This is a genomic window from Planktothrix sp., from assembly GCF_046067725.1.
GTDB lineage: Bacteria > Cyanobacteriota > Cyanobacteriia > Cyanobacteriales > Microcoleaceae > Planktothrix.
The window spans coordinates 1-11,973 of the sequence record NZ_JBJUDF010000347.1 but is presented as its reverse complement, the minus strand read 5'-3'; the positions used below and the strand labels follow the sequence as shown (position 1 = coordinate 11,973).

Here is an 11,973-nt window from a genome sequence, read left to right as displayed (position 1 = left end):
GCTGTTAACCGTGAACCTCGCCGGGGAAACCGTAATGGAATTAAATCATGAGCCATCACAATTGAGCGACACCCAGAATATAACGGTGCTTCTGGAATAGGAGAAAAAATTAGATTTCCCTTGAATTGATGATAAATTTTAGGAAGTTTAAACTGTGTCCAAACTAACCGCCTCAGATGACCTTGAGTTCCTTGGTCGGGAGTCATATTATTAGGGATAGGAAAGCAAGCATAATTAGGCTTTTCTTGAGACACTAATAATTTAGGATTAAGAGGTTTTAAAGCAGGTAAAATCTGATTAGCATAAATAGAAATTCCTGTCGCTTCAGGAATTAAAAATGATAAATTAATCAACAGAGAGTTAGACATTAATAAAAGTTAAAATTTATTCAAATAAAACCTTTACTTTAATTTTACCAGTCTTTGAAAATATAGCCAAATACCTTTTAACTTACTCAAGGATACTTCAGGATCTCTAATTAGGGAAAATAAGGAAGCAAAAGTAATTCTGAATAATCGATAAAATAAGACTTTTTGGTCGCTGTATTTTTCTAAGGTTAATAAATAACTATAAATACTTTGCTGAATTTTCAAAGCTGGATATTGACCTGTAATGGATGAGGTTTGATGAATCACCTGAATTTCATGAGTTAATGCAATCAGATGTCCTTGTTGATGATAACGTTGACAAAAATCAAAGTCTTCATAATATAAAAAATAATCCTCATCAAATTGAGGAGAATGGTTAAATTTTTTAAGATTAATCAATAAACTACATCCAGAAACCCAATCAGTCAATACATAAGATTCCGTTTGTAATTCTTGTGAAAGACTCTTTAATTCAGCTATTTTTCCAGTTTTTCTAATAAACTCTCCCCCAGCAAATTCAAGTTCACCATTAGCAGTATAAACAACAGTTCCTAACAGAGAAATATGGGGATTTTTTTCAAAAAAATCAGTTGCTTTGACGAGTGAATTTTTAGGTAAAATCACATCGGGGTTAATTAACCAAACCAAAGCTTGAGGATCATGTTGATAAACCCAATTTAACCCAATATTGCAAGCTCGACCAAACCCGATATTTTTTGGTGAATCTAATATTAAAATATTAGAAGATTGCAATTTATAAATAGATTGATCATCAAGAGAATTATTAATAATAATAATTGCATCATGAATACTAGGTAGAAACGCGCCATCGCGCGCCTCTACGATAGAATCAATTAATCGTTGGATCAGTTCAGTTGAGTAATAATTAACCGTTATCCAGTAAATCACGCTAATTCAATTTGGCTATCATCTCCAATCATAAACCTTAACGCTTTCGGTCGTTGAGGTGCAGTTGTTAAAGTTGCACGACGACCAATTACCGTATCCACAATTCGTTGATGAATACCAATAATTTTGGCTTCACTTAATAAGACACTATGTTCGATTTCAGCATCAATTAACGTGACTTGATTGGCAATACTACTATAGGGGCCAATAAAGCAGTTTTCTAAATAGCAATTTTCGCCAATAATCACTGGCCCCCGTACATTACAATTGACTAACTTTGTGCCTTTACCAATTTTAACCCGTCCTAAAATTTGGCTCTTTTCATCTACTTCTCCTTCAACATTATAGGTCATACAGGAATCCAAAATAATTTGGTTAGCCGTCAGTAAATCATCTTTTTTTCCCGTATCTAACCACCATCCTTCTAGGTGACAAGCTTCAACCTTTTTCTGATTATGAATCAGTTGTTGAATAGCATCTGTAATTTCTAATTCTCCCCGTGCAGAAGGTCGGATTTGATCGATCGCTTTATGAATAGTTTTATCAAAGAAATAAACCCCAACTAAAGCCAAATTAGAAGGAGGAACTTTGGGTTTTTCTACTAACTGTAACACTCGACCTTGATCATCAACCACTGCAACCCCAAAAGCAGTAGGATTCGCCACAGTTCTCAATAAAATCAAACCATCTAGTTGTTGTTGTTTAAAGTGTTCAACAAAGGAATTGAGTTGGCTTTCAATTAAGTTATCTCCTAAATACATAATAAAAGGAGAATCCCCTAAAAAGGGTTGAGCAACTCTAACCGCATGAGCTAATCCGGCAGGTTCTTCTTGCAAAATATAGGTAATTTTTGCTCCAAAAAGCTCACCATTTCCCGTCAAACTTTTAACTTCTTCTCCCGTTTCAGGACTAATAATAATGCCAATTTCTGTAATTCCAGCCGCAACAATTCCTTCAATTCCATACCATAAAATCGGTTTATTAGCGACGGGAACTAACTGTTTTGCACCCGTATACGTCAAAGGACGTAACCGAGTTCCTTTACCACCAGACAAAATCAGTGCTTTCATAATTAAGAATTAACAGTTGACGGTTAACGGTTAAAATTTATCAGTTTAAAATTGCCAAAAACAACCTGTACAAAATGTACTATATTGCCTGTTTAACTTTTAACTCTTGTAACATTCTACGCAATCCCTGACGCCATTGCGGAGCATGAGTTCCAAGAAGATTCGCTAATTTTTTGCCACTTAAAACCGAATAAGCAGGACGACGCGCAGGGGTTGGATATTCGGGTGTTGTAATTGGGATGACCCGTTTAATTTTTAGGGGAAAACCTAATAATTCGGCTTCCTCAAAAATAGCGATTGCAAAATCATACCAACTGGTAACACCACTATTCGTACAATGATAAATTCCGTAGGTTTCAGAATTTAAACGCGGTATTAACTCAACAATTGATTTGGCTAAATCTCCTGTCCAAGTTGGACTTCCCACTTGGTCACAAACAACGCGAATTTCTTCTCGTTCTTTCCCTAACCGTAACATCGTTTTTACAAAATTTCCGGTTCCACCTACACCATAAACCCAAGCAGTTCTAAGAATTGCAAACTGAGCTTGAGTATCTTGAATGGCAATTTCCCCAGCTAATTTTGATTGACCATAAACACCGATGGGGTGAGTCAAATCTGTTTCAATATAAGGATGGCTTTGGGTTCCATCAAAGACATAATCCGTAGAAATGTGAATGAATGTTGCATCTAATTGTTGACAACATTTGGCTAAAACTCCAGGTGCAATTCCATTAATAGCCATTGCTAATTCGGGTTCGCTTTCTGCTTTATCAACGGCGGTATAAGCAGCGGCATTAATCACCCATTCGGGTTTAATTTCCTCAATTAACCGTTCAATTTCTTGAGATTGGGATAAATCCAAGGTATCTCGTCCGACAGCTACAAATGATCCCAGAGAACCCAAAAAAGGCTGCAATTCTTGACCTAATTGACCATCTTTTCCGATCAGTAAAATTCGCTTCATGAGAATAAATCCGCCGTTTTTAAAAGTTGACCTTCTTGATCTTTGGCTGATAAAATTGGTGTGATTCCATTTAAAGGCCACTCAATTCCGACATCAGGATCATTCCACAGTAAAGAACGTTCGTATTGAGGTGCATAATAATCTGTCGTTTTATACAACACATCAGCCATATCTGAAGTTACTAAAAAGCCATGAGCAAATCCAGGGGGAACCCAAAATTGTCGCTTATTTTCGGAACTGAGAATACAACCCACCCACTGTCCAAAAGTGGGAGAACTTTTTCTCATATCTACGGCGACATCAAAAATTTCACCCGCAACAACCCGTAATAATTTACCTTGTGTTTGTTGAATTTGATAATGTAAACCTCGTAAAACACCTTGAGCAGAACGAGAGTGATTATCTTGTACAAACTCCGAGATAATTCCTGTTTTTTCAGTAAAAACTTTTTGATTAAAGCTTTCAAAGAAAAAGCCTCGTTCATCCCCAAAGACTTTGGGTTCAATGATCAAAACATCGGGAATTGAAGTTGGAGTAATATTCATGTTTAGGTTTTTGCCATCATCACCGACTCAATATTTTACCAAATTTTGGCTTTTTGATGAAAACAAAATTAACACCCATCTTTAGGTCAAGAGAAAGTTAGTCTTGTTTAAGCATAATCTTGACTTCTTGCTTGAGGGGGATAAACTCCTGATCATCAGAATTATAGACCCAAGCTTTAATCGTTGTGTTTCCCGATGTTAAAGAAAAACTAGGGAACATTTCTTTAACGGGGATTTGAACTTGCCATCGCGAATAATCATAACGAGGATTATTGAAAACTTGAGCAATATCTGGACTCTTTAAACCTACATTAGCATGAGCAAAAAAGGATTGTTGGTTTCCCAGGGAAAAAAAGACAAGTTGCGGTTGTTTTTGTTGCTGAGGAAAAATTGCCCACCCTTTTAATGTAATAGAATCTTTCGGTTTCAGTTTTAAAGGTTGATCACTGGATAAAGGAAAATCAATATAACCATAAACTTCTTCTGATTCTGTTGTAAAATAAACTGGATTAGCCCAATTTCTTAAATCAATAATTTGTAGTTTTTTGACTCCTTCTTGAATCCACCAAGTTGTTTTACTTAATCTTAATAAACAGCGTTCAGGATTAGATTTAAAAAAATTAGAATCGTTGAAATAGTTAATGAGTTCTAAGCAAGTTTCTCCTCGCTGTTTATTCATTAAATCTGTTTGCGCTTGGGCGATCGCTATTTCTGATTTTACCCCAATTAAGCAGACTAAAATCCCTGAAATAAAACTATAAATAAGTTTAGGATGGTAGGTATGCTTTAACAACGAAGATTTATTTAAAACAATAAACCAAAGTTGAATAACTGCAATTATTAATAATAAAGAATGGGTTGTATATCGAGAAGTATCAATAGCATAATTGCTTCCATAATCATAACGCCCCAATGTAATTAAGATAGAACATAAAATAGAAAATATTCCAATCGAAAACCAAGGAGAACAGGATTTAATCAAATCTTCTTGACTTTTTCGACTAATAAAACAGTAATATCCTAACCCAATAAAATTTAATACAATAATTAATCCGATCCAACGGCTGAAATAATAGGAACTGGTCAAAGGTGCAGCGATCAAATTCAAAAAGAAATAAACCGCCGTTAACAAACGTTCTAAAGGTTCAAGATTAATCGTTTTAGGATCTTGAGTATATCCGATAGAGTAAACTAAACTTGAAATTAGAAATAAAATGAACCATAAAATTAAATATTTTTTTCTTGAATTGGATTTTGTTGTTCCCATCCAAACAGAAGGAATTAAAGCCAACCAACTCATTAAACCTTGTGCAGACGAAAAACTAGCAATTAAACAAGGAATTGCAGCTATTAATAGTTTAGTTTTGGGTTTCACTTCCTCTTGTGTAAAAATCCAACAACTTAAAATTACACAGAAATTAATTAAAAATAAAGCAATTTGAAACCCCCAAAGCCAGTTCTCAGATTGAGCTAAGGAAAAGAATATTAAAGCGGTTAATAAATTAGTAAAATAAAAGAAATAGTTTTGATTTTTTGAAGTTTTAGCGGAAATTCTATATAACAGTATAAACGTTAGTATTGCTAATCCTAAACTGAATAAAAGCTCTAGTTTAATATTCCAATTAGAAATAAATCCTAAACCAATAAAAATTAAACGAGGAAATAAAATTCGATGGTTATTATGAAGTTCAAATAAATCTTTAAAAGCTAAGGTTCCTGTGGCTGTCTTTTCAAATAAAGCAGGTAAAACCCACTGATCATAAAACGGAACATTCACCCCAAAACGAATAATAAATCCTGTCACCCCCAGAATCGGAATTAAATACAGCAGCCATAAAATAACAGCCGAAAAAGGAACAAAATCAGGAGATTTTTTAGCCATTTGTTCTATAAAATCCGAAGAAAAATCATGCTATAGAATCCCACCTCTGTAAAATTATTAGGAATTAGCCGCGAGTTAAGGGTTGATCATTAATTTTATTGGTAATAACTGATAACTGATTATGGGGGGTTTTCCCACACCTACGGGTCACTAAAAAGCTGATTATTTCAAGTTAGTAATCCGATTCATACTACCCGTAAAGCGATTTAAGAAGATATCTAAGACACTACGTTTACCGACATTAATTTTTGTATTAACAGCCATCCCTGACTGTAAACCAATCTTAATATCTTTCTGCTCATCTAAGGTAAAGTTTTGCTGATCCAATTTGACTGTTCCTTTAAAACTAAAATATTGACGACCTTTTTCAGGATCAGGTGGAATTGCATCTTGACTCAGCCATTTTAACTGCCCTGGAACCATGCCGTATTGATCATTAGGAAAAGCATCAATCGAAACTTCCACCGGAATACAATCTTCATCACTAATGCCAATTTCTTGTCGAGCTTCAGGAGAACTAGGACAAATACAATCTTTTTCAGCTTTACACTCAATCACTTCTCCAGCAACTGTTTTTCCATCATAAGGCTGTAAGAATTTTCGCTTAACTCGCAACGCATTTAAAACTAAAGCCAAATCAGTATTTTTAATATAAATTGTGGCTTCAACTCCTTCATCATCGGATAAAATTTGCATCAGTTTTTCAGTCTGTTGAGCTTCATAAAACGCTTCTTTACAGCGTTTCATTCTGGCATCACCCGATTTTAACACTTGCTCATTCACATAATTGCAAATCTCATCCTTATTCATATCCAGTTCAGCATCCTTTTTCGCTAAGGGCTGTAAGTCATAAACAACCCCAGCGACCGGGGAACGTAATACTTGAGTATCGCGCTGTTCCTCAACTTTTTCGAGTTGAGAAGTAACCTCATTTAACCGTTTTTCATTATCCAGTTTATAGCGACTCAGTTGAGAATCAATACTAGCAATTTGTTTTTTGTTTTCTTCAACCCGGAAATATAATTCTTTAGCCCAAGCATCTTTTGTATTTTGCAATTCTTTTTGGGTGCGAGCGATGGACGCTAAAATTTTCTGTTTTTCATCTTCTAATCGTTTAATTTCTGCTTGTTGTTTTTCGACTTCACTTTTACGGGCATTAATTTCACTTTGACGAGTCGTGATTTGATCTTGTTGGCGTAAAAATTCATTTTGGCTTCTTAAAACCTCTTGTTCCTGACGCTTTTTATTTAAGTCAGACATCGCTCCTTCTTCAACTAAGGGAGAAATTTGACCTAAAATTGATTCGTTTAAATCCAAGGATTCTTGAGATTTGTCCAGTTGATCTTTTGCTAACTCTAATTGTTCCTGAGAATAGCGAATTTGATTGGTCGCATATTGAACTTGTTCTTGAGTTGCTCGAATCGAATTATCCGTTTGTTGTAATTGTTTTTCAAATTCAATAATCCGTCCTTCAATAGCCGAAATCCGCGATTGATATTCAGCCCGGTAATTCGCAACTAAACCAGACTGAGAAGAACTATAGTTCAGCAATCGACCTTGACTATTATAAAGTTCATCAATTAAACCGGTTAAAACTAAATTTTCCTGTAACCGAGCATCCCGATCTTTAACCATATTTTCCCACTCAGAGGGTAAATTTCCGTTTTCTTTTCCCCGAATAATATTGTTATAGAATTGGTTTTCTTGTTTGAGGGTCTCTTGTAATTTGGCTAAAGATTTAAGATCTGCACTGGGGCTTGTCGGACTAAAACTCAGAAGCGGTTGGTTTTTTTGAACGCGATCGCCATTTTCAACGTGCAGCCTCACAACGGCTCCAGTTGTTGGGGCTTGAATTTCACTCGCACCTGCTTTATACCCCAGTTCCCCGACAGCCGGGACAGTTTGTTCAATTCGAGAAAAGTAAGCCCAAACAACGGCTGAAGTCGTCATTAACAGAATCATCCAGAGAAACAGATGAGACCACATCGCAGGTTTCTCAAGGATAACGGGTTGATCAACAAGTGATACGGATTTCATAAACAGTTTTTTTAGTAATCAGTAGGTAGAACAGGCATCTTGCCTGTTAAAAAGATCAGTCATCAGTCAACTAATGACTCTATTAATGGGCTTCTTGTTGCTGATATAAACAGTAATAACGTCCTTTCAGGGCAATTAACTCATCATGATTTCCTTGTTCAACAACTGACCCTTGATCCATCATAATAATTGCATCTGCATTTTTGACGGCACTGAGACGGTGAGTAATGAAAAATACAGTGCGATCATGAAATGCGTCCATTAAGTTATTAATCACAGAACGCTCTGATTGATAATCTAAGGCACTGGTTGCTTCATCCAAAATTAACAGTTTCGGATTTTGTAAGACCGTCCGAGCAATAGCAACCCGTTGGCGTTGTCCTCCCGATAAACCCGTTCCTCGTTCTCCCACTGGGGTATTGTAGCCATTGGGGAGACTCATAATAAAATCGTGCGCTGCTGCGATTTTAGCTGCCCGAATAATTTCGTCGGTACTGGCTTCAGGGTTACTCAAAGAAATATTATCCTGTACCGTTCCGTTAAACAGAAGGGTATCTTGTAGCACAACCCCTAATTGACGCCGAACCGAATACAGTTCCACTTTATTAATATCGTAACCATCAATCAGAATTCGCCCTGCTAAGGGAGAATATAAACGTTGTAATAATTTCATCAAGGTACTTTTACCGGAGCCACTCAACCCCACAATGGCCACAAAAGAACCAGATGGGAAGTCTAAAGAAACATTGGTCAATTGTAGTGGCCCGGTGGGATTAAACCGGAAAGATACCTCTTCAAAGGTCACAGATCCTTCAATTTCTGGTAAAGGAATATTATTGCGATCGGTTTCATCGGCTTCAGGATAGGTATCGATAATATCCCGCAACCGCTCCACAGAAATTGATACCTCTTGAATTTGTTGATAAACACTGATAAACCGTAATAATGAACCTGTAACGTTTCCAGAGATAATCCGAAACGCAATTAATCCCCCAATGGTTAACTGTTCTTGAATCACCAGATAAGCCCCTACCCACAACAAAGCAATTCCAGCAATTTTATTCAGGAAGTCGCTCATAGTTCCGGCCGCCGTTTGGGTTAGCGTTGTTTGTAAACTCGCACTCATATAACGAGCATACATTCCCTGCCAACGCCACCGGGCTGTTAATTCAATGGTTTGGGATTTAATCGTTTGAATCCCTCCAATCACCTCCACAATATAAGCCATTGCGGTTCCCATCAAACCTGCCCGTTTGCGAATTAACCGCATAATAATTGGGGAAAAGATGAAGATAATTCCAGCAAACAAGGGTAATGGAGCTAGAGCCACCAACGTCAAAACCGGGCTGAGAGCAAACATAACGGCCACATAAACCACCGAGAACACCGCATCCAAGACAACCGTTAAGGCGGTTCCGGTCAGGAAGTTACGGATATTTCCCAATTCGTTAAAACGGCTCATCAAATCCCCCACTTGTCGGGTATCAAAATACCCCAAGGGTAGCCGCAACATATGGTCAATAATTTCAGCCGTCAGCTTAATATCAACTCGGTTGGAACTATCCACAAACAGATAGGTTCGCAACGCCGTCAGTAAACCTTCAAATAAAGCCACCCCTAACAGCAAAAGACCGAGAATATTTAAAGCATCCAGGTTGCGTTGTCCGATCACCGCATCGATGATCACCATACTCACCAAAGGGTTGACCAAGCCAAATAGTTGAATAAAGAACGAAGACAACAACACCTCAATAAAGGTGGCACGATGCTCCATCAAGGCAGGTAAAAACCACCAAAAACTAAACTGTTCTTTGCTCTCAACTCGTGGAGCTTGTAACAGCAGTACCTGTCCTTCTTCACCCCAGATTTCAGTAAACTGCCCTGGACGCATTCGGGCGAGTCCCTTTTCCGGGGTTGCTAACACCAGTTCCCGTTCTGTAATGCTATAGAGAATCGCAAAGCTATCTCTCCACACCACCATCGCCGGAGCTTTAAGTCGGCTAACGGCACGGGCAGGGACTTGGACTAACTGAGCATTGATGCCCAACATTTGAGCCACAGCCCCGCAAGCCTGCAAGCTAATATTGCCCACCGTTGCTAACTGATTATCTAAAACTCGACGCACTATATCTTTTTTAAAGTTGATGCCGAAGAATTTAGCCAGCATATTAAAGCAAGCTAAAGGCGCTTCAATCTTGCCTCGACCCCTGACCACTGGAAACCGCGCAGCAGATTTTGGTAGGTTAGTTTCTGGAATCGGGGGAACATCTGGCGCAGGAGTAACGCTTGATAAGTCTATTTTGCGCGTTCCTATGCCGTCATCCTGAGCCGCCACATTGACATCAGCACTTTCAGGCGGAGATTCTTCTTCATAAACGGGTTCTCGTAAACCAATTAATCGAACGCCCTGTGGCCCTTCAGCTTTATAAGATGGATCAGTTTCTTCTAATACAACTCGATTTCCTGGGGTAATCGTTCCCAAGGTTCCACTACTAACTAACCAAATTCGATTGGGATCGAGTAAATTTTTCAGTTCTTTGACTTTATTATTGCCATTGAGCAAGTTGAGCACGACCGCATCTTGCCAAAGATCCTGGGCTAAAGCCTTGATATTATTAACTGGAATCGCCTGTTGTTGAAAATATTGACTTAAGAGCTCGAAGATTTCACTCTTGGAAGCGTGATCTCGGAAGGCTTCCCCAAAGCTTTGTTCTTTGGTGACTAATTGCAGAAAATCCGTGGCTGATAGGATGATACAAATGGTATCCGTTGACGCGATCGCCGTTTCACAGGGAACTCCTCGAATTAATCCACCCCAACCGATGATTTCTCTAGCACCCAACAAACCTAAACTGACATGGCGTTGAGCCCTGGGATCAAATCCCAGGAGTCGAGCCTGTCCTTGATAAATAATGGTGATTTGAGTCGGTAATTTGTCCCGTTCAAAAATCGGTTGTCCGGTGCGGTAGCCCAAGAGTTGGCATTTGGGCAACAAGCTTTGAAGAGCCTTCTCTGAGAGGCGATCAAAGGGGCTGGTTTCAGCCAGAAAGGTTTGGATTTGGGACTGAGAAACGGCAGATGTTGTCATGACACTGAAGACACTGAAGTGCGAAGAGGTTGTAGCGAGCTCACTTGAGCAATTTGCTCTCGTAGCCAATTTTCAAACATTTCGTCAACCATCCGACGACGCATAGATTCGTCTAATTGAGCCGGAAGGAATTTTTCTAACCGAATAATCACGAACCATTCTGCTAGGGGACGAGGCGCCCACAGTTGACCAGGTTGGCTCACGGATAACAGTTTACTAATCGCGGGGTGCGGTTGAGACACCGGAACAGGCCCTAATAACCCTCCGCTTCGAGATTCTGGCCCTTCTGAATGATCACGGGCTACTTCAGCAAAGGAATTCTCTCCTTCCGCAATGCGAAAATAGAGTTCTTGAGCCAACCCTGGATTTTTTGTCCGAATTAAAGAATATACAACTTGATCTAAATTACTTTTACGACTTAGAAAATAATTTTCGACGCGACCACTCCATGTTTCTTGTTTAAATTTTTCCACTTTCACAGGACGTTCTGCCATTTCCACGAGTTGTTCGGGGGTCAAATCATAAGCAGCCAACCAAGCCGCTTTCGCTTCTGGGGAAGTCAGTTGGTGTTGTGAATCAAATCTTTCGATGGCGACTGCTCGTTCTTCCATCGTACAAGTGATCTTAGCGATCTCTTGATCCAAAATCACTTCTCGTAGAAATAATGGCATTAACTGATAACGTTTGAGCAGCGATGGTAGCTCCTCTGCTGTGATAATGGTTTCTCCGACTTTGAACGCTCCTGTCATTGAACTCTCCAACCGACTTTCACTACCCCTTTCAAATTTACCCTGAGTCGTCCTAGAGTGACGACTTGATGGAATTTATTTGTCCAAATAATAGCAGACCCTTTACCCCTTACCTCAATTGATCATCTCTAAATTACCTCAACTTCTGACAAACTGCTAAAAAAAATCGGGTCTGGCTCTCCTCTGAACTTACCCCATTTTCAAACACCTGCCAGCATCTCAACTTTTGAATTTCCAGTGTTCTCAACCGATACTTTTTTGCTAACATTTGCTAACAAACATATAAGTTAAGATGTTCTCTCAACCAAGGCGTATCAACCAATGCACGAAGGAAGATCCCTCGCGCACCATTTAGATC

General features: G+C 38.5%; 8 protein-coding genes and 1 pseudogene. All 9 read right to left on the bottom strand.

The genetic code is table 11. The annotated features are described in order from the left end of the window. Nucleotides 1-368: pseudogene (locus ACKPEB_RS21490) on the bottom strand (glycosyltransferase family 1 protein); the annotation flags it as partial. Nucleotides 369-401: 33 nt separating this feature from the next. Then, the gene (locus ACKPEB_RS21485) at nt 402-1,277 is read right to left on the bottom strand and encodes a glycosyltransferase (protein ID WP_408967056.1); all 876 of its coding nucleotides are present in this window, start codon (nt 1,275-1,277) and stop codon (nt 402-404) included. After that, nucleotides 1,274-2,347: a glucose-1-phosphate thymidylyltransferase gene (locus ACKPEB_RS21480; protein WP_408967055.1), complete on the bottom strand. Its 1,074-nt coding sequence runs from the start codon at nt 2,345-2,347 to the stop codon at nt 1,274-1,276. The genes ACKPEB_RS21485 and ACKPEB_RS21480 overlap by 4 nt, the downstream gene beginning before the upstream one ends. A 79-nt stretch (nt 2,348-2,426) precedes the next feature. Next, nucleotides 2,427-3,314, bottom strand: coding sequence for a dTDP-4-dehydrorhamnose reductase (rfbD, locus tag ACKPEB_RS21475; protein ID WP_408967054.1), 888 nt, complete (start codon nt 3,312-3,314; stop codon nt 2,427-2,429). After that, nucleotides 3,311-3,859, bottom strand: a complete 549-nt coding sequence (rfbC, locus tag ACKPEB_RS21470; protein ID WP_408967053.1) for a dTDP-4-dehydrorhamnose 3,5-epimerase — start codon at nt 3,857-3,859, stop codon at nt 3,311-3,313. Before rfbC ends, rfbD begins: the two co-directional genes overlap by 4 nt. A 97-nt stretch (nt 3,860-3,956) precedes the next feature. After that, nucleotides 3,957-5,741: a hypothetical protein gene (locus ACKPEB_RS21465; RefSeq protein ID WP_408967052.1), complete on the bottom strand. Its 1,785-nt coding sequence runs from the start codon at nt 5,739-5,741 to the stop codon at nt 3,957-3,959. 162 nt (nt 5,742-5,903) lie between these two features. Continuing rightward, a complete protein-coding gene (locus ACKPEB_RS21460; RefSeq protein ID WP_408967051.1) occupies nt 5,904-7,778 on the bottom strand; it encodes a chromosome partitioning protein ParA in 1,875 nt (624 codons plus the stop codon). 82 nt (nt 7,779-7,860) lie between these two features. After that, nucleotides 7,861-10,866, bottom strand: a complete 3,006-nt coding sequence (locus ACKPEB_RS21455; protein ID WP_408967050.1) for a peptidase domain-containing ABC transporter — start codon at nt 10,864-10,866, stop codon at nt 7,861-7,863. Further along, the gene (locus tag ACKPEB_RS21450; protein WP_408967049.1) at nt 10,863-11,615 is read right to left on the bottom strand and encodes a peptidylprolyl isomerase; all 753 of its coding nucleotides are present in this window, start codon (nt 11,613-11,615) and stop codon (nt 10,863-10,865) included. Before ACKPEB_RS21450 ends, ACKPEB_RS21455 begins: the two co-directional genes overlap by 4 nt. Between the last annotated feature and the right edge of the window lie 358 nt (nt 11,616-11,973).

Bases quoted from the DNA above. Each gene is read 5' to 3' on its own strand.
- ACKPEB_RS21480 (WP_408967055.1), bottom strand. From the start codon at position 2,347: ATGAAAGCACTGATTTTGTCTGGTGGTAAAGGAACTCGGTTACGTCCT.
- rfbD (WP_408967054.1), bottom strand. From the start codon at position 3,314: ATGAAGCGAATTTTACTGATCGGAAAAGATGGTCAATTAGGTCAAGAA.
- rfbC (WP_408967053.1), bottom strand. From the start codon at position 3,859: ATGAATATTACTCCAACTTCAATTCCCGATGTTTTGATCATTGAACCC.
- ACKPEB_RS21465 (WP_408967052.1), bottom strand. From the start codon at position 5,741: ATGGCTAAAAAATCTCCTGATTTTGTTCCTTTTTCGGCTGTTATTTTA.
- ACKPEB_RS21460 (WP_408967051.1), bottom strand. From the start codon at position 7,778: ATGAAATCCGTATCACTTGTTGATCAACCCGTTATCCTTGAGAAACCT.
- ACKPEB_RS21455 (WP_408967050.1), bottom strand. From the start codon at position 10,866: ATGACAACATCTGCCGTTTCTCAGTCCCAAATCCAAACCTTTCTGGCT.
- ACKPEB_RS21450 (WP_408967049.1), bottom strand. From the start codon at position 11,615: ATGACAGGAGCGTTCAAAGTCGGAGAAACCATTATCACAGCAGAGGAG.